The 16,738-nt window shown below is 36.5% G+C and carries 21 protein-coding genes; 9 read left to right on the forward strand and 12 right to left on the reverse strand.

Translation table 11 applies throughout. The features are described 5' to 3' along the window. Window positions 1–13: 13 nt before the first annotated feature. The 3 genes from JFT89_RS18020 to JFT89_RS18030 form a co-directional block, all read right to left on the reverse strand. The gene (locus JFT89_RS18020; RefSeq protein ID WP_201040428.1) at window positions 14–1,030 is read right to left on the reverse strand and encodes a FecCD family ABC transporter permease; all 1,017 of its coding nucleotides are present in this window, start codon (window positions 1,028–1,030) and stop codon (window positions 14–16) included. After that, the gene (locus tag JFT89_RS18025; protein ID WP_201040429.1) at window positions 1,027–2,082 is read right to left on the reverse strand and encodes a FecCD family ABC transporter permease; all 1,056 of its coding nucleotides are present in this window, start codon (window positions 2,080–2,082) and stop codon (window positions 1,027–1,029) included. Before JFT89_RS18025 ends, JFT89_RS18020 begins: the two co-directional genes overlap by 4 nt. 237 nt (window positions 2,083–2,319) lie before the next feature. Further along, window positions 2,320–2,544 carry a YuzB family protein gene (locus tag JFT89_RS18030; protein WP_000526075.1) on the reverse strand — a complete coding sequence of 75 codons (225 nt, stop codon included), beginning with the start codon at window positions 2,542–2,544 and terminating at the stop codon, window positions 2,320–2,322. Window positions 2,545–2,833: 289 nt separating this feature from the next. On the opposite strand from JFT89_RS18030, the gene JFT89_RS18035 reads away from it, so the two are divergent. Together JFT89_RS18035 and lipL are read left to right on the forward strand one after the other, a co-directional pair. Further along, window positions 2,834–3,526: an RsfA family transcriptional regulator gene (locus JFT89_RS18035; protein ID WP_016096470.1), complete on the forward strand. Its 693-nt coding sequence runs from the start codon at window positions 2,834–2,836 to the stop codon at window positions 3,524–3,526. 148 nt (window positions 3,527–3,674) lie between these two features. Continuing rightward, complete coding sequence (gene lipL, locus JFT89_RS18040) at window positions 3,675–4,520, forward strand: octanoyl-[GcvH]:protein N-octanoyltransferase (protein WP_016096469.1); 846 nt, start codon at window positions 3,675–3,677, stop codon at window positions 4,518–4,520. 75 nt (window positions 4,521–4,595) lie between these two features. On the opposite strand, the gene pta is transcribed toward lipL, so the two are convergent. Beyond that, on the reverse strand, window positions 4,596–5,567 hold the full coding sequence (gene pta / locus JFT89_RS18045; protein ID WP_002016367.1) for a phosphate acetyltransferase: 972 nt from the start codon (window positions 5,565–5,567) through the stop codon (window positions 4,596–4,598). Window positions 5,568–5,844: 277 nt separating this feature from the next. Between pta and hemQ the strand changes: the two genes are divergently transcribed. The 4 genes from hemQ (at window position 5,845) to gerQ (ending at window position 9,117) form a co-directional block, all read left to right on the forward strand. Continuing rightward, complete coding sequence (gene hemQ / locus JFT89_RS18050; RefSeq protein WP_002068598.1) at window positions 5,845–6,588, forward strand: hydrogen peroxide-dependent heme synthase; 744 nt, start codon at window positions 5,845–5,847, stop codon at window positions 6,586–6,588. A gap of 195 nt (window positions 6,589–6,783) precedes the next feature. After that, the gene (locus tag JFT89_RS18055) at window positions 6,784–8,061 is read left to right on the forward strand and encodes a serine hydrolase (protein ID WP_016096468.1); all 1,278 of its coding nucleotides are present in this window, start codon (window positions 6,784–6,786) and stop codon (window positions 8,059–8,061) included. 174 nt (window positions 8,062–8,235) lie between these two features. Further along, a complete protein-coding gene (gene cwlJ / locus JFT89_RS18060) occupies window positions 8,236–8,658 on the forward strand; it encodes a cell wall hydrolase CwlJ (protein ID WP_002068596.1) in 423 nt (140 codons plus the stop codon). 27 nt (window positions 8,659–8,685) lie between these two features. Continuing rightward, window positions 8,686–9,117: a spore coat protein GerQ gene (gerQ, locus tag JFT89_RS18065; RefSeq protein WP_201040430.1), complete on the forward strand. Its 432-nt coding sequence runs from the start codon at window positions 8,686–8,688 to the stop codon at window positions 9,115–9,117. A gap of 30 nt (window positions 9,118–9,147) precedes the next feature. Here gerQ and JFT89_RS18070 read toward each other — a convergent pair whose 3' ends face one another. From JFT89_RS18070 to JFT89_RS30800, 4 genes are all read right to left on the reverse strand, one after another. Beyond that, the gene (locus tag JFT89_RS18070) at window positions 9,148–9,516 is read right to left on the reverse strand and encodes a DUF423 domain-containing protein (protein ID WP_002089827.1); all 369 of its coding nucleotides are present in this window, start codon (window positions 9,514–9,516) and stop codon (window positions 9,148–9,150) included. Between the two features lie 63 nt (window positions 9,517–9,579). Next, the gene (locus JFT89_RS18075) at window positions 9,580–9,867 is read right to left on the reverse strand and encodes a YwdI family protein (RefSeq protein ID WP_016096467.1); all 288 of its coding nucleotides are present in this window, start codon (window positions 9,865–9,867) and stop codon (window positions 9,580–9,582) included. 6 nt (window positions 9,868–9,873) lie between these two features. Next, window positions 9,874–10,173 (reverse strand): cation:proton antiporter regulatory subunit, encoded by a 300-nt coding sequence (locus tag JFT89_RS18080; RefSeq protein ID WP_016096466.1) that lies wholly within the window; start codon window positions 10,171–10,173, stop codon window positions 9,874–9,876. Next, window positions 10,136–10,237, reverse strand: coding sequence for an ion channel (locus tag JFT89_RS30800; protein ID WP_002130114.1), 102 nt, complete (start codon window positions 10,235–10,237; stop codon window positions 10,136–10,138). Before JFT89_RS30800 ends, JFT89_RS18080 begins: the two co-directional genes overlap by 38 nt. Before the next feature lie 171 nt (window positions 10,238–10,408). Here JFT89_RS30800 and JFT89_RS18085 point away from each other — a divergent pair, with 171 nt between their 5' ends. The 3 genes from JFT89_RS18085 (at window position 10,409) to JFT89_RS18095 (ending at window position 13,222) form a co-directional block, all read left to right on the forward strand. Then, on the forward strand, window positions 10,409–11,692 hold the full coding sequence (locus JFT89_RS18085; protein ID WP_002167308.1) for a purine/pyrimidine permease: 1,284 nt from the start codon (window positions 10,409–10,411) through the stop codon (window positions 11,690–11,692). A 205-nt stretch (window positions 11,693–11,897) separates the two neighbouring features. After that, complete coding sequence (locus tag JFT89_RS18090) at window positions 11,898–12,719, forward strand: Cof-type HAD-IIB family hydrolase (protein ID WP_002068608.1); 822 nt, start codon at window positions 11,898–11,900, stop codon at window positions 12,717–12,719. Between the two features lie 209 nt (window positions 12,720–12,928). After that, on the forward strand, window positions 12,929–13,222 hold the full coding sequence (locus JFT89_RS18095; protein ID WP_000953390.1) for a DUF3817 domain-containing protein: 294 nt from the start codon (window positions 12,929–12,931) through the stop codon (window positions 13,220–13,222). A 38-nt stretch (window positions 13,223–13,260) separates the two neighbouring features. Here JFT89_RS18095 and JFT89_RS18100 read toward each other — a convergent pair whose 3' ends face one another. Genes JFT89_RS18100 through JFT89_RS18115 form a run of 4 tightly spaced genes read right to left on the reverse strand, consistent with a single transcriptional unit; the run spans window position 13,261 to window position 16,738 of the window. Beyond that, window positions 13,261–13,938 (reverse strand): uracil-DNA glycosylase, encoded by a 678-nt coding sequence (locus JFT89_RS18100; RefSeq protein WP_016096465.1) that lies wholly within the window; start codon window positions 13,936–13,938, stop codon window positions 13,261–13,263. 19 nt (window positions 13,939–13,957) lie between these two features. Beyond that, the gene (locus JFT89_RS18105) at window positions 13,958–14,950 is read right to left on the reverse strand and encodes an ABC transporter permease (protein WP_002138969.1); all 993 of its coding nucleotides are present in this window, start codon (window positions 14,948–14,950) and stop codon (window positions 13,958–13,960) included. Next, complete coding sequence (locus JFT89_RS18110; protein ID WP_016096464.1) at window positions 14,943–15,860, reverse strand: ABC transporter ATP-binding protein; 918 nt, start codon at window positions 15,858–15,860, stop codon at window positions 14,943–14,945. Before JFT89_RS18110 ends, JFT89_RS18105 begins: the two co-directional genes overlap by 8 nt. Continuing rightward, window positions 15,857–16,738, reverse strand: a complete 882-nt coding sequence (locus tag JFT89_RS18115; protein ID WP_002191323.1) for an SGNH/GDSL hydrolase family protein — start codon at window positions 16,736–16,738, stop codon at window positions 15,857–15,859. Before JFT89_RS18115 ends, JFT89_RS18110 begins: the two co-directional genes overlap by 4 nt.

A 16,738-nucleotide genomic window follows, 5' to 3' on the forward strand; every position in this document is an offset into this window, starting at 1 on the left:
AAAAAGCCTCCCTTTATTTTGTCCTCATAAGTAAATATATGAAATATGGTGCACCAATTACAGAAATAACAAGACCGACCGGTATTTCTGAAGTTGGTAACACGCTTCTTGAAATTACATCTGCAAATAAAAGCAAGAACGTTCCTATTAATGCAGCCGTTGGTAACATAATTTGATGTTTACCACCAACGAGGCTTCTCGCTAAATGCGGAGCCATTAAACCGATAAAACCAATACCGCCCGCAACAGCGACAGATGCACCAGCTAAACAAACTGCAATAAATAATAATTTACGTCTTTCCTTTTCTACGTTTACACCAAGACCAACTGCTGTAGAGTCGCCTAAATTCATTACATTTAATATGTGCGCTTTACTAATGGCAAGTGGTAAGAAAATAACCATCCATGGGAGTACACTTAGTACGAACTTCCAATCTGTTCCCCATAAACTTCCTGCCAACCAAATCGTTGCAAAACGGAAGTCGTTCGATGTCATCTTCATAGAAAAAATTAAACTAACAGCACCAAATCCGGCTGCAACAGCGATACCAACAAGAATTAATCGAGTGGATGAAACGCCGTCTTTCCATGCTAGTAAATAAATAATAACCGCTGCTAATATCGCACCAACTAGCGCAAAGAATGGAAGGATAAATACAGATAAAAATGTACCTGTTCCAACTTTTCCAAAGAAAAAGTAGACGAATACAACAACTGTTAATCCCGCTCCAGCGTTAATACCTATAATACCTGGATCAGCAAGTGGATTTCGTGATAACCCTTGCAAAATTGCGCCTGACATAGCTAATGCAGAACCAACTAATATAGCAATAACCATACGTGGCATACGAAATTCAAATAAAATAACAGATTGATCTTCTGCACCTACTCCAACCAATGACTTTAATACATCTATTGGAGGAATTTTAAATGTTCCTGTATTTAAACTTATTAAAAATACAGCAACGATTAATCCTACTAAAATTGTTAAAATAGAAATGTTCTTTTTTGTTAAGACGCTCGTCCTCACATTTTCCCTCTCCCTTCATTACGTGCTAAGTAGAGGAAGAATGGAACTCCAATTAGCGCTGTAATTGCTCCAATTGGCGTTTCAAATGGTGGATTAATAACGCGAGATAACATATCTGCACATTCAATTAACAATCCACCTAAGACTGCAGAACATGGAATAACCCATCTATAGTCTGAGCCTACAAGGAAACGAGTCATATGCGGAATTACAAGTCCAACGAATCCAACCGATCCTGCCATAGAAACCGCAGAACCTGTTAATACAAGAACAAGTACTGTTCCGATAAATTTAATTAATGTCGTATTTTGACCAAGTCCAATCGCAATTTCTTCACCAAAGCTTAAAATGGTAATATACCTCGACATCATAATTGCTATAATGAGACAAGCAAGACCAATCGGTACTAACATATTAATACTTTGCCATTTCACTCCAGCAACACCGCCTGCATTCCACATACTTACCTCTTGGGCAAGGTTGAAATACAATGCAATTCCAGATGAAATTGCCCCTAATAAAGCACTAATTGCCGCACCAGCTAAAGCTAATTTCACAGGCGTTAATCCACCTGGTGAAGAAGACCCAATACCATATACAATGCTCGCTCCAAACGCAGCTCCAATAAAAGATGCAATAACAAACATTAAATAAGGTGAATTAGGGAAAAATGCATACATAATTGCAATCCCGAATACAGCACCATCTGTAATCCCCATTAACGATGGGGATGCAAGTGGATTTCGTGTCATACCTTGCATAATTGCTCCTGATACCGCTAAAAAGGCACCTGCAACTACGCCCCCTATTGCTCTAGGCATGCGAAGTTCTTGAATTACGTTATGATGCGTGATAGACCCATCAAACTGAAATACAGCTTGCCAAACGGTCTTTAAACTAATATCTGCTGCACCAAACGAAATAGAAACTGCCATGCTTAAAGCTAACAAAATTGTACCTGCTATTAAAATAATAGAAGCAACGAGCGGTCTGCTCTTAATCTCTTTAACATTCACATCTTGCTGTTCTATACTCCTTGCGCTCGCTTCCATCCCTCAACCATCCTAACCAACAACATATATTTAATAAAATGAAATTTATTCTCAAATAATAATAAAAAAATTAGGTGAATTGACCTTTTTCATGATAATGATTATCAGAATCAGATACTTTCTATTCTACCTACCACGTCAAAAGACTGTCAACCATTATTTTGAAATACGAATTCATACAAAGTGCTATCTCATAGGCATAAAAAAAGAAGAGTAATCTGTTCACTCTTCTTTTTCTTACTTATTTAACTTTGCTTCAATTTTTACAATTAATTCGTCTTCTGTTGGAGCCGCAACTGGACGATTATTTACAAACGCGAATGATTTTTTACGACCAGGGCCACAGTAAGACTGACATGCAACCTCAATCGTTGCACATGAATCTACTTTTTTTAACTTCGGAATCAGCGTTTTAACGTTCGTCGCCTGACAATCATCACACACACGAAATTCGTTTCCCATTATATATAACACTTCCTCTATTTTAAACTTTTCACAAGTACATTTAAAAATAAACACTAAATGGTATTTTACCGCTCTTTGAAGCTTGTTGCAAGTCTCCGGGCGTAGCTCTATTCCTATATAAAGCTACCTATTTTTTATATTTTCTCCTTCAAAAGCTTTCATCATTCATAGCCACATTTCTTCTCTTCATTGAAATCTACCATATTTTTAAAAGCTTTGTATAAAAGCTCATTTTTTTGCCCATTATAAAAATAGGAAGTTCATAAAAAGAAAGGGAGTTGAATCTATGAAAGTAAGACAAGATGCTTGGACAGACGAGGACGATTTATTACTTGCTGAAACGGTGCTTCGCCATGTTCGAGAAGGAAGTACTCAATTAAATGCTTTTGAAGAAATAGGAGATCAGTTAAATCGCACATCTGCTGCTTGTGGTTTCCGCTGGAATGCTGTTGTTCGCTATAGCTATGAACAAGCTCTTCAACTAGCAAAAAAACATCGTAAAGATAAAATGCGTGCTGCGGGCGGTGAACAGGCAAAAAAACGTTTGCTTTATACACCACCAGCTTCAGAGGCGATAACTGATTATGAAGAACACGTACCGTATGAAACAGCTGTTCAATATACAGAAGCTATTCCATATCAAGAGCCGACTGTTCCTGCTCCAAAAAGCTCAATAACAATGCAAGATGTTATTTACTTTTTACAAACAGTTGGATCTTCAAATATAAAAGTAACAGCTCTTGAAAACGAGAATACGAGATTGAAACAAGAAATTAAAGCGCAAATCTTACGAAATGAAGAACTAGAAAAGAAACTAGAAAGATTAGAACAACAATCTCATACTGTACAAGAAGATTACGAAACACTTATGAATATTATGAACCGTGCTCGTAAATTAGCAGTAATGGATGATGAGGAACGCTCACAAACATCTTTCCGCATGGATCGAAACGGTAACTTAGAAAAAATTGCAGAATAAAAAGGATGCATATGTGCATCCTTTTCTTATTTCACTTCAACCATATGTGCTTCTTCAACTTTAGAATCTCCCTTTATATATGGGAAACCCCTTTCTTCATTTTTTGCTATAATAAAGATTGTCATTTTATAAATAAGGGGTTAGTTATATGAGCAATTCCCGTTCGATTTTATCTCAGCCAGAGTGGCGCATTGTGGATCAGTCTAGTTTAGGACCAACATTCCATGCACTTCAGTCATTCGCAATGGATGACACATTATGCACAAGTATTGGAAATGGCGAATCAGCTGCAACAATGCGCTCTTGGGTTCATCACAATACAATTGTACTGGGCATTCAAGATTCACGCCTACCACATTTAGAAGAAGGTATTTCCTTTTTAAAACAAAACGACTTTAATGTTATCGTTCGTAATTCCGGTGGACTTGCGGTCGTACTTGATGAAGGTGTTTTAAACGTATCACTTTTATTCCAAGAAACAGAAAAAGGTATCGACATCAATCTTGGATACGATACAATGTGGCATTTAATTAAGGAAATGTTAAAAGATTACGATGTTACTATCGAGGCAAAAGAAATTGTTGGTTCTTATTGCCCTGGTAGCTATGATTTGAGCATTCGCAATCAAAAATTTGCTGGTATTTCTCAGCGTCGTATTCGCGGAGGCGTTGCTGTACAAATTTACTTATGTGCGACGGGAAGCGGATCTGAGCGCGCAGCCCTCGTTCGTGATTTTTACAACGTAGCAATTCAAGGAGAAGAAACACGATTTACGTATCCTGAAATTGTGCCAAGTACGATGGCTTCACTATCTGAATTACTTGGCGAAACAATTACAGTGCAAGATTTAATGATGCGTCTTTTAAAAACGTTGCAACAATTCGCTCCAAAGTTAACACCATCTCAACTAACATTGGATGAAGTCCCTTTATATGAGATGAATTTACAACGTATTATTGATCGTAACAATAAGGCACTTGGTTTAGAAAAATAAAAAACAAAAATGACCACCCTCATTCCGTTATACACGAAATATGGTGGTCATTTTTCATATCAATTCGTTATAGAATTAAAGTGCTTGAGCTGCTGTAATTAAAGCTAACTTGTACACTTCTTCTTCGTTACATCCACGAGATAGATCGTTTACAGGCATATTTAAACCTTGTAAGATCGGTCCTACTGCTTCGAAGTTACCTAAGCGTTGAGCGATTTTGTAGCCGATATTACCAGCTTCTAAGCTTGGGAATACGAATACGTTAGCATCACCTTTAATTGTAGAACCTGGAGCTTTTTTCTCAGCTACAGATGGTACGAATGCAGCATCGAATTGGAATTCTCCATCTAAAGTTAATTCAGGAGCCATTTCTTTTGCAATGCGAGTTGCTTCTACAACTTTTTCTGTTTCTGGAGATTTCGCAGAACCTTTTGTAGAGAAGCTTAACATAGCAACGCGTGGATCAATGCCGAATAGTTCAGCAGTTTTCGCACTTTCGATACCAATTTCAGCTAAATCTTGGCTATTTGGTGCAATGTTAATTGCGCAATCAGCGAATACATACTTCTCTTCTTCACGTACCATGATGAATACGCCTGAAGTTTTTGTAACGCCTGGCTTTGTTTTAATAATTTGAAGTGCTGGACGAACTGTATCAGCAGTAGAGTGAGCTGCACCACTTACTAAACCTTGTGCTTTGCCCATGTATACAAGCATTGTACCGAAGTAGTTTTCGTCTTTAAGGATTTTACGAGCGTCTTCTTCCGTTGCTTTACCTTTACGGCGTTCAACGAAAGATGCTACCATTGCATCCATTTCTTCGTATGTAGCTGGATCGTAAATATCAACGCCTGCTAATGTTAAGTTCATGCTAGCAGCTTTTGCGCTAATTTCTTCTTTATTACCAACTAAAATTGGTTTTACTAACTCTTCTTTTGCTAAACGCTCTGCAGCGCCTAAAATTCTTTCATCAGTTCCTTCAGGAAGTACGATAGAAATGCCTTTTCCTTGAACTTTTTCTTTTACTGCTGTAAATAAATTGCTCACGAATAAACCCTCCTACAAATGTTAAAAACTCTACCTTTAAGAATACTTCTTTTCAGCTATATTTTAAACTTATAGCTCCCAAAAAATAGATAAAATGAAAATGATTATATTTTCATAAAATTCAGCCATAAAATAAGGCCTACTTAAACCTTATTTTCTCCCGTTTTCCGGTAAATATAAATGTGACAGTTTTATGCACCGAAACTTTATTTAGATGTTTTTAATCCTATATATGCTATAGTTAACGTGTAAAATATCATTAACTGAGGTGAATAGAATGAGTGAAGCAACAACAACGTTAGATGGCTGGTATTGTTTACATGATTTACGTTCTATTGATTGGGCAGCATGGAAAACATTATCTAGTGACGAACGCGGACAAGCAGTGTCTGAATTTTTAAATGTCGTTGAAAAATGGAACGAAGTAGCTACTGCAAAAAAAGGCAGTCATGCAATGTATACAGTTGTTGGTCAAAAAGCAGATATTATGCTTATGATCTTACGTCCAACAATGGAAGAGTTAAATGAAATCGAAACAGAATTAAATAAAACAACATTAGCTGAATATTTAGTTCCTGCATATTCTTACGTATCTGTTGTTGAACTAAGCAACTATCTTCCAGCTGATGAAGACCCATACCAAAACCCACAAGTCTTAGCTCGCTTATATCCTGAGTTACCGAAAGCAAATCATATTTGCTTCTATCCAATGGACAAGCGTCGCCAAGGTAATGATAACTGGTATATGCTTCCTATGGATGAACGTAAGAAACTTATGTACAGTCATAGCAAAATCGGTCGCCAATACGCAGGGAAAGTACGCCAAGTAATTTCAGGATCAGTCGGATTCGACGATTTCGAGTGGGGCGTAACATTATTCGCTGACGATGTTCTTCAATTTAAGAAGCTTATATATGAAATGCGCTTCGATGAAGTAAGTGCTCGTTACGGTGAATTCGGTACATTCTTCGTTGGGAACATTTTACCAGACGAAAAAGTAGAGAAATTTTTACACATATAATAATGAAAAAGGAACGAATTTCGTTCCTTTTTTTATTATCCTCTATATTTACCCACAAAAAACTTCTTTTCTCTGCAAATTTGAACAAAAATCGTCAAATTCTTTTCAAATTCCTTGTAAGATTGTAACCTTTTCACATCCAAATTTATGCTAAAATGGTACGAGCTATATGCTAATAACGATGCGAAGGTGATAATGTATATGAAGAAAATCTTGTCTATTTTACTAATGTCTCTATTGTCATTTTCTTCCTTAGGAGTAACAACATCCCATGCGGAAGAAAAAATACATATAGAGGCAGCTGCTGCACTGCTATTTGATGCAGATACAGGAAAAATACTGCATGAACAAAATCCAGATGAATTACTAGCTATCGCTAGTATGTCAAAATTAATTGTTATTTATGCCGTATTAGAAGCAATTAAAGAAGGAAAAATCACTTGGGATACGAAAGTAAACATTTCTGATTACGCTTATGAAGTTTCACGTAATAATGAATTCTCTAACGTACCGTTCGAAAAGGGACGCCAATATACTGTAAGAGAATTATATCATTCTATCGTTATCTTCTCTGCGAATGGATCTAGTATTGCTTTAGCAGAATTACTTGCAGGTAGTGAGAAAAACTTCTTAAATCTTGCAAATGAACATGCAAAAAAACTAGGGTTAAAGAAATATAAATTTGTAAACGCTACTGGGTTGAATAACGCTGATTTAAAAGGGAAGCATCCTGAAGGAACTGATCCGAATGGAGAAAACTCTATGTCAGCTCGCGATATGGGTATTCTTTCAAAAACAATTATTACAAAGTATCCAGAAATGCTAGAGGATACAAAACAAAGATTTAGAAACTTCCCAGATAATCATCCGAAACCAATTCGTATGGAAAACTGGAACTGGATGTTACCAGGTGCTGCTTTCGCTTATGAAGGAGCAGATGGTTTAAAAACAGGAAGTTCTGATACTGCTGGATATGGCTTCACTATTACAGCAACACGTGGTGATTTACGCCTCATTTCAGTTATTATTAAAACAAAATCAATGGATGAGCGTTTCACAGAATCTCGTGCATTAATTGAATATGGATTTAATAACTTCGAAAAACAGAAATTAAAAATAGATAAAAATAACAAAATTTCTGTAGTAAAAGGAAAAGAAGACTACGTAACAGTTGCACCAGAAAAAGAAGTGACAGTAGTTACTGCAAAAGGTAGCAAATCACCTTACAAAATTTCTACTGAAGCAGATAAATCACTTGCTGAAGATGGGCATTTAGTTGCTCCTATTAAGAAAGATGCAAAGGTAGGTTCAATCGTCTTAGAACCATCTGATAAATATGGTTTCTTAGACGGAAATAAAAGTATAAAAGTTACTGCAAAAACGACTGAAGAAGTAGAAAAAGCAAATTGGTTCGTATTAACAATGCGTTCAATTGGCGATTTCTTCTCAAATTTATGGTCTAAAGTATTTTAATGATGAAAAGCTAGCTCACGCTAGCTTTTTTTATTTTCCCCTCTAGATGTAAAACTTCGTTTGGTTGTCATATCTGCGTCCTTTTTCTCATACGTATGAACTAGTAATTGTTCCACACTTCATCTAGAAAAAACCTCTTTCCGAAGGGTATTCCAAAAAGAGAGGTGACACATAATGGGTGTTATCGCGCATACAGAAGAAGATGTAAAGTTATTAGCTAGACTCATGCGTGCCGAAGCTGAAGGAGAAGGACAACAAGGCATGTTAATGGTTGGAAATGTCGGCGTAAATCGTGTCCGCGGAGATTGCTTAGACTTTAAAAAAGTCCGAAATTTACGTCAGATGGTTTATCAAAATCCTGGTGGTTTTGAAGCAACTCAAAAAGGGTATTTTTATCAACGAGCGAGAGAACAAGATATCGCCTTAGCCCGCCGGACAATTCAGGGACAACGTTTTTGGCCCGCCAACTTTTCCTTATGGTTCTTTAGGCCTGAAGGTCCTTGCCCGCCAACTTGGTATAACCAACAAAATTCAGGACGTTTTAAAAAGCACTGCTTCTTCCAACCATCTGGTGAAGATTGTCCTGGCGTATATTAAGGAATGAAAATGAGGAGGGATTTTTGAATGGCACAGCAACAAAACCCATACTATGGAACAGGTTTTTATCAACCATCCGGAACTTATGTGCAGCCACAACAAATGACCCCACAGCAACAGCAGCAACAACAGCAAGCGATGCAACAACAAGCTGCTCAGGCTCAACTTGCAGTTTCTCAAGGTATGTTACCACTAGAGCAATCGTATATTGAAAACATCCTTCGTTTAAATAAGGGTAAGCCAGCTACAGTTGTAATGACTTATGAACGCGGTAGTTCGCTTGGTACACAATCTTATACAGGGATCATCGAGGCAGCTGGCCGTGATCATATCGTAATTAGTGAGCCGAAATCTGGAAAACGCTTTTTACTACTAATGATTTATTTAGATTATGTAGAATTCCCAGGAGAAATTACGTATTTACCTGGTCAACAAGCAACTTATGCTCCAAGACCATAAAAAAAGCTGGCGAATGCCAGCTTTTGTTTTTTATAACCCTTTTACAACTGCAGTTCCGACTAAAATCCACGCCACAATAAACGCTACACCACCAAGGGGTGTAATTGGGCCAAAGAATTTAATACCTGTTGTACTTAATGCATAAAGACTGCCTGAGAACATAATAATCCCAGCTACCATAAGCCAACCTGCAGTGTTTAAAAGTGATGATTGCATTTTGTCCATTAATAGAGCAACTACGAATAAGCCACCTGCATGAAACATTTGATATGTAACGCCTGTCTTCCACACTTCTAACATTTTTGCAGAAATTTTATTTTCTAAACCATGTGCTCCAAAAGCCCCTAATGCAACAGATAGCCCCGCTGCAATACAACCTAGTAAAAAGAAAATTTTCATCTTAATTCCCCTTTTTATTTTTATCATAAGCAATTTTCACATATAATCCAAACGATTTAATCCCTAAAAATCAAATAAAGAATTACCATTTGCACCTTCTTCTTTTATATACACAGGTTCTCCAGAAGCTGGCATAACCGGTTGAACTGTTGTTATAGGCTGAGATCCGATTATTTGTGATTGAACTTGTGGTTCTCTATACGTAGAAGGCTCAACTTGTTCATCTAATAATAAATCACATAATGCACGCACAACTAATAAATGCTCTTTTGATTTTTGTCCTTCACTACTTTTTGCCTTTGCAATTTCACTCGCCATTTTATTTAAAACCTTATCGCTAGATACTTGCATTCCTTGTCACCTCTTACTTTGTAGTTCTTTCTCAAATTGCCTCAGTTTCTCCACTGAACCAAATACTATTATCATATCATGTTCTTGCAGTTTTTCCTGCCCCGTTGGATTATGGATAATATCCCCATCTCTTAAAATCGCTACAATTGTTACAACAAGTTGATTTCTCACATTACTCTCTAATAACGATTTACTAGCTAAGTTAGAATCTTTACCAACTTGAATTTCTTCAATTACAAATGATTTCTCTATTCCATACAATACTGTATCAATATAATGCACTGTTAACGGATTCGCAATATCCAACCGTTAATACAGTAATCATCGTCATCCAAAATGCTTGAAACAGGCTAATCTCTTCGATTGTCATAAATCATAGCATTCCTAGAATTACAACAAAAGTCATACATATAACCGCTATCCATAATTGCTTCCGTGCATTCATATTATGTTTCAACTCTTTTCTCTATCTACAATCTTTGCCAGAGGAAATGAAATACGTATATACTAGAAAACGGAATCTATGAAAGAGGTTGATATAATGAAGCTATTTCTTTCTGCCTTACAATGGGCACTATTTATTTTAGCTGGAAGTCTTATTGTACCAATTAGTGTCGCAACTAGTTACGGCCTTGATGGCGCTGAAGCTATCGCGTTTGTACAAAGAACATTATTTGTTCTCGGTTTTGCCGGTCTCTTGCAAGCTATATTTGGTCATAAACTTCCTATCCAAGAAGGTCCTGCAGGCCTTTGGTGGGGAATTTTCTCCTTGTATGCAAGTTTAGGCGTCGTATTATTTGGATCAAGCAATGAAACACTTAAGGTCCTTCAGTACGCTTTCCTACTAAGTGGCATCATTTGTATTATTCTTAGTGTTTTTGGACTTATTGATAAACTAGTTCGTTACTTTACACCGACAGTAATTGGAACGTATTTATTCCTTTTGGTCGCACAACTTAGTGGCTCCTTCTTAAAAGGCATGTTTGGCCTTGATGGACAACATACAGAAGTACAGCCAAAGGTATTTATTCTTTCACTCATTGTTATTTTACTATCTTTTTTCATTATGAAGCTACCTATTATTGGACAATATTCCGTTCTTTTCAGTATCGTCTGCGGCTGGATATTATTTGCGTGCTTCGGATTATCTAATCCAGTAACACCTGTGACAGATATAATTCGTCTTCCATCTCTGTTTGTTTTCGGAATGCCTCGCATTGAATGGAACATGGCAATTACGGTAGTTTTCGTCACACTACTACTTCTAACAAATATGTTAGCAAGTATTCGCGTTGTACAAAAGGTTGTTTCTAAGTATGAAGAAGATGCTGCGGAGAATCGCTTCAAACAAGCTGGCATTATAACAGGAATAAATCAATTGCTAGGCGGTCTATTTTCAGCCATTGGTCCTGTTGCCATTTCTGGATCCGCAGGATTTATTGCAACGACAAATATTTATAAGCGCCTTCCATTTATGTTAGGGTCAAGCTTTATCATTCTTGTTAGTATATTCCCAAAGATTACTTCATTCTTTGCAGCCATCCCCGTTGCAGTTGGGTATGCTGCGATTTATCCTGTATTTGCAAGCATGATTGGTCTCGCTTTCCGCGAATATGACACTGTACAAAATAAAGAACAATTATTTAAAGTAGCAGGCCTTTCAATCTTTACAGGAGTCGGCGTTATGTTCGTTCCAGCAGGAGCGTTTTCTACGCTACCACCATTTTTAGCTTCATTTTTAAGTAACGGTCTTGTTCTTGGATCTGTAATGGCTATCTTGCTGGAAATATTATTTTCTCGTTCGCACGAAAAACAACCATCGTAAATTGGAAAACTTCCATTATTGCACTCTATCTTTAGAGTTGTTACGATAATGATAAATTATCATGGGCAACACGCTCATGATAATTTATACTAACAATGCAGAACTTCTCCTAGTTTCATGCAAAGAAGTTCGATGTCTTACTATATATTCCCCACTATCTTCATAAAAATTTATTTCTATTTCAACAAAGAAAGGGATTTTCTATATGACTTATAAAATGATTGTTTTAGATTTAGATGATACTTTATTACGCGACGACCATACAATTTCACCTCGTACGAAAGAGGCTTTAATGACAGCACAAGAGCAAGGAGTTAAAGTTGTACTTGCTTCTGGGCGCCCAACGTTTGGTATGCGCAATGTTGCAAAAGAACTTCGTTTAGAGGAATACGGTAGCTTCATTCTATCTTTTAACGGCGCAAAAATTATTAACTGTAAAACAAATGAAGAAATCTTCAGTAGCACGCTATCTCCTGAAATCGTTCACAACCTATTTGAAATTAGTAAAACTGAAGATGTATGGATTCATACTTATATTGGCGATGATATCGTAACAGAAGAAAATAATCCTTATACTAAAATTGAGGGCGAAATTACTGGCATGCCGATTATTGAAGTAGATGATTTTAAAACTGCTGTTAAAGAACCTGTAGTAAAAGTATTAATGAATAAAGAAGCTGAACGCCTTGTTGAAGTAGAAAAGAAACTACAAAAACAACTAGAAGGTCAATTAAGCGTTATGCGCTCTAAACCATTCTTCTTAGAATTTACTGAACACGGTGTTACGAAAGGAACGAGCTTAAACCAATTAATCCAAAAACTTGGTATTAAACGCGAAGAAGTTATCGCAATGGGCGATAGCTATAACGATCAAGCGATGATTGAATTTGCTGGTCTTGGCGTTGCGATGGGCAATGCACCAGATGATATTAAAGAAATTGCAAACTATGTAACAGATACAAATATGAACGATGGCGTTGCTAAAGTTGTAGAGAAATTTGTACTAAAAAGCAAAGCGCTTGTTTAATATTTTCATTCATAAAACCTATTTGAAGTCAAATACTTCAAATAGGTTTTTATTTAAATTGCAATGCTTTTGTGACTATATTTTGAACTTTGCACTATTCTCGTAGTGTAAACTTTCTTTTTGTATATAATTAAACAAAATAGACTATTTCATTTTGAAAAAGAATACAAATTTACTATATACAAGCATACATTAAAGGAGGCTACTTCATGTTATCTACACCAATCGGAAGATTAAGAGCAATCGGCTTAATTGAGGGGATTTCTTTCCTATTACTATTATTTGTAGCAATGCCATTAAAATATTTTGCAGGGTTTGCAACAGCTGTTAAAATTACAGGCATGGCTCATGGCGTTTTATTTATTCTATTCATCTTTGCAGTAATTCAAGTAACAATCGTACACCGTAAATCAATTTTATGGGCACTTGGGGCATTCGTTTCATCAGTTATCCCATTCGGTACTTTTGTACTAGATGCAAAACTAAAGAACGAACAACAATAATAAAAAGGTAGTTAACAACTGTTAACTACCTTTTCTATTTATAAATTTGGAAGTTCCCAATCAATTTCTCTTTCGCCCATATTAACTAAAATCGTATTTACTTTAGAGTACGGCTTACTTCCAAAGAAACCTCGTCTTGCTGATAATGGACTTGGATGTACGGACTCGATAATATAATGATTCGTATTCGTAATTAACTTTTTCTTCGCCTGAGCATGGCGTCCCCATAATATGAAAATAACTGGCTTTTCACGTTCATTTAATAGCTCAATTATGCGATCTGTGAAATGCTCCCATCCTTTTCCTTTATGAGAATTTGCTTCAGCTTGACGAACCGTCAATACCGCGTTTAATAATAAGACTCCTTGCTCCGCCCATTTTACTAAATAACCGTTATTCGGAATTTCATAACCATATTCATCTCGAAGTTCTTTATACATATTTAGCAATGACGGTGGCGTTTTAATGCCAGGTTGTACAGAAAAGCTTAAACCATGCGCTTGATTCGGTCCATGATATGGGTCTTGTCCTAAAATAACGACCTTTGTACCTTCATAACTTGTATACTGAAGAGCGTTAAAGATATCTTCTTTCTTTGGATAAATCACATGCTCCTCATACTCTTCTTTTAAAAAATTAGCTAAAGCTTGATAGTATTCTTTCTCAAATTCTGACCCCAGTAATGGTCCCCAATCATTCTGCAAAATGTTTTCCATGCCTTCACTTCCTATCCAATTAATTCACCATATCCTGCCTTGTAAATACTACAAATGAAATGATAAGAGATACTACTGCCCAAACCGTTAAATTCATTAAAGAAAATCCCATTGATAATCCTTGTAATGCAGGCAGTTTTCCTGATAAATAATCCGTTAACGATAAATTGACACTAAAAATGTATTTCGCACCTTCCCAAGACGTTGCGAATGAACTTAAAATGCCGCCTGCGATTAACGCAGCTAACATAACGCCCATACCAGCTGGTGTATTTCGAATTAAAACAGAAACCATGAATGATATAGTTCCAACCACAATGGCAACAAACCAAGCTAATCCGTACGCCATTAAAATGTATTGCCACTGCGGAATAAGGTGTACAAAGTTTGTATTTAACGTTTCCTTATCAATGACGAATCCTGTTAATACAGGTAAATTCCATCCAGAGTATCCAAATACAAGCCCTGATAATGCGTAAGCAAACAAACCGACAAGAAGCAATATGAGCGAAATGAAAAATAACATCGTCACATATTTACTAAGGAGTATTTTCCAGCGCCGAATTGGCCTCGTCAGAAGCATTTTCATCGTACCATCGCTTCGTTCTCCTGAAACAATATCAATGGCGACAATCATAACGAGCAATGGAATAAATAACGTTATTCCTTGTTCAATAAATGCCCTCACAAATGTCGGTGCTCCTGGCGCAGTCGGATTAATATTATGATCTAAATAATATTGTTGTTGTTCCACTCTTACTTTTAACCAATCCCGCCATTCTTCTGGCAATCTAGAATTGTTCAAACGGTTTTGTGAATCAACAATTTGTTGCTGTAATGATACTTTCCAATCGGTCGTGCCCAGCCTTTTTTGTGTCGTTTCTATTTCACGATACTGAGCATACACAAAAAGTGGAATCAAGATTGCTAAAATAAGCATGACAACAACAATTCGTTTCTTACGATAAATCTTTTCTGATTCATTTAAAACTAGATTCGCAAATTCACGCATGTTGCTCACCCCTCGTGAGTTCAATAAATAAATCTTCTAGCGTAAATACAAGCTCTTTGACGCTATGTACATCTATCCCGTTTTCTACAAAATGCTTATTCCAAACATTAATAGACGCAACATCCATACGACATAATAAACGCTCATCTTCTACACTAACTTCCTCTATCTCTTCAGCAGCTTCTAACATGTCTTTCGCTTTGGAAATCGGTGTAACGGCCCATTCCACACGATCACTCGCTGTTTTGATCAACTCTTCAATAGGTGCAACTGTTATCATTTTTCCTTTATGAATAATAGCAACACGGTCGCATATCAGTTGCACTTCACTTAGCAAGTGACTCGAAATAAATACACTCATATTTTCTTCTTTTACAAGCTTATGTATAAATTCCCTAAGTTCTCTAATCCCAGCTGGATCTAAACCATTCGTCGGTTCATCTAATATGAGCAATTTCGGGTTTCCAAGTAGCGCCTGTGCAATTCCAAGGCGCTGCTTCATACCAAGGGAATATGTTTTTACCTTATCGTGAATACGCTCATCTAAATGAACCATTTTTGCAATTTCAATAATACGTTCATCTGATATATCACCAAGCATGCGCGCAAATTGCTTTAAGTTTTCCCATCCCGTTAAATATGTATAAAGCTCTGGGTTTTCAACGATACTTCCAATTTGACGCATCGCTTCTCTGAAATTTTCCTTAATAGAATAACCACCGATAGAAATAGTACCTTCTGTCGCTTTAATCAGTCCGACTAACATTCGAATTGTTGTCGTTTTCCCGGCTCCGTTCGGTCCTAAGAAACCAAACACTTCTCCTTGTTTTACATCAAATGAAATCTCCTCTACAAGCGTCTTCTTTCCAATTACCTTCTTCAAGTCTCGTACAGAAAGTATCGTCGTCATTTTATCCCTCCTTGCTCTAGTTTTAATTTACTTACAACATTTTGGACTAAACGCTCCGCCATATATGTGTAACCTACTTCATTCGGATGAAAATGATCTGAGTATAATAAATCTTTCCCACGATTTTGGAATAAATCAAATGTCGGTGTAATATATACATTTTTATCATTTAATGCTAACTTCTCTAAAGAAGCGTTCCAATCAACAACAATATTTGATGAACCTCTCAAATCTTCTACATCTTCAAAAGGATTGTATAATCCTAACCAAAAAATAGGGCTATCTGTGTTTAATTTACGAATTTCTTCTATAATTTTCTTCGCTTCATTTTGAAACGTTTCCGTATCAGGACGATACGTCTCTAAATCTATCTTTCCGAGCGATTCCCATCCTGGGAACAAATCATTTCCTCCAATTGTTAAAACAATTACATCTGCTTGCTTAATTGAATATTGAGCTCCGCTGCTTTCGATTTGTTTTAATAAATCGGGCATTTTCGCACCACTAACTGCCAAATTGCTTAGTGCAACTTTTTGTTTATAATCTTTTTGTAAATTCTCTTTCATTCGTCCAATATAGCCAATTCCTTCTTTATCACCAACGCCGCGCGTTAACGAATCACCTAAACTAACTACTTGTAACGTTCCTGTTTTCTTTTTCTCTTTTTCCACTACGTCAGTCTTCGTAATTAATTTTGAAGCTTTCGGATTTAATACATCATTTACACCCGAAACAAAACCGTATGCAAATAAACAGAAAGACGCAATTGTAATGAGTAGAATTACTTTTACTAATTTTGATCTCATATCAAAACCCCTTTTAGCCCCTATAGATTGTCCATAATTATACCAAACGAATTTTCGAAAAGCGATTTTCAC

This window comes from Bacillus sp. TH25 (assembly GCF_016650935.1).
GTDB classification, from domain to species: domain Bacteria; phylum Bacillota; class Bacilli; order Bacillales; family Bacillaceae_G; genus Bacillus_A; species Bacillus_A mycoides.

What these genes read in the sequence shown, in the direction of transcription:
- JFT89_RS18025 (WP_201040429.1), bottom strand. Translation starts at nt 2,082, where the DNA reads ATGGAAGCGAGCGCAAGGAGTATAGAACAGCAAGATGTGAATGTTAAA.
- JFT89_RS18030 (WP_000526075.1), bottom strand. Translation starts at nt 2,544, where the DNA reads ATGGGAAACGAATTTCGTGTGTGTGATGATTGTCAGGCGACGAACGTT.
- JFT89_RS18035 (WP_016096470.1), top strand. Translation starts at nt 2,834, where the DNA reads ATGAAAGTAAGACAAGATGCTTGGACAGACGAGGACGATTTATTACTT.
- lipL (WP_016096469.1), top strand. Translation starts at nt 3,675, where the DNA reads ATGAGCAATTCCCGTTCGATTTTATCTCAGCCAGAGTGGCGCATTGTG.
- hemQ (WP_002068598.1), top strand. Translation starts at nt 5,845, where the DNA reads ATGAGTGAAGCAACAACAACGTTAGATGGCTGGTATTGTTTACATGAT.
- JFT89_RS18055 (WP_016096468.1), top strand. Translation starts at nt 6,784, where the DNA reads ATGTATATGAAGAAAATCTTGTCTATTTTACTAATGTCTCTATTGTCA.
- cwlJ (WP_002068596.1), top strand. Translation starts at nt 8,236, where the DNA reads ATGGGTGTTATCGCGCATACAGAAGAAGATGTAAAGTTATTAGCTAGA.
- gerQ (WP_201040430.1), top strand. Translation starts at nt 8,686, where the DNA reads ATGGCACAGCAACAAAACCCATACTATGGAACAGGTTTTTATCAACCA.
- JFT89_RS18070 (WP_002089827.1), bottom strand. Translation starts at nt 9,516, where the DNA reads ATGAAAATTTTCTTTTTACTAGGTTGTATTGCAGCGGGGCTATCTGTT.
- JFT89_RS18075 (WP_016096467.1), bottom strand. Translation starts at nt 9,867, where the DNA reads ATGCAAGTATCTAGCGATAAGGTTTTAAATAAAATGGCGAGTGAAATT.
- JFT89_RS30800 (WP_002130114.1), bottom strand. Translation starts at nt 10,237, where the DNA reads ATGACAATCGAAGAGATTAGCCTGTTTCAAGCATTTTGGATGACGATG.
- JFT89_RS18085 (WP_002167308.1), top strand. Translation starts at nt 10,409, where the DNA reads ATGAAGCTATTTCTTTCTGCCTTACAATGGGCACTATTTATTTTAGCT.
- JFT89_RS18090 (WP_002068608.1), top strand. Translation starts at nt 11,898, where the DNA reads ATGACTTATAAAATGATTGTTTTAGATTTAGATGATACTTTATTACGC.
- JFT89_RS18095 (WP_000953390.1), top strand. Translation starts at nt 12,929, where the DNA reads ATGTTATCTACACCAATCGGAAGATTAAGAGCAATCGGCTTAATTGAG.
- JFT89_RS18100 (WP_016096465.1), bottom strand. Translation starts at nt 13,938, where the DNA reads ATGGAAAACATTTTGCAGAATGATTGGGGACCATTACTGGGGTCAGAA.
- JFT89_RS18105 (WP_002138969.1), bottom strand. Translation starts at nt 14,950, where the DNA reads ATGCGTGAATTTGCGAATCTAGTTTTAAATGAATCAGAAAAGATTTAT.
- JFT89_RS18110 (WP_016096464.1), bottom strand. Translation starts at nt 15,860, where the DNA reads ATGACGACGATACTTTCTGTACGAGACTTGAAGAAGGTAATTGGAAAG.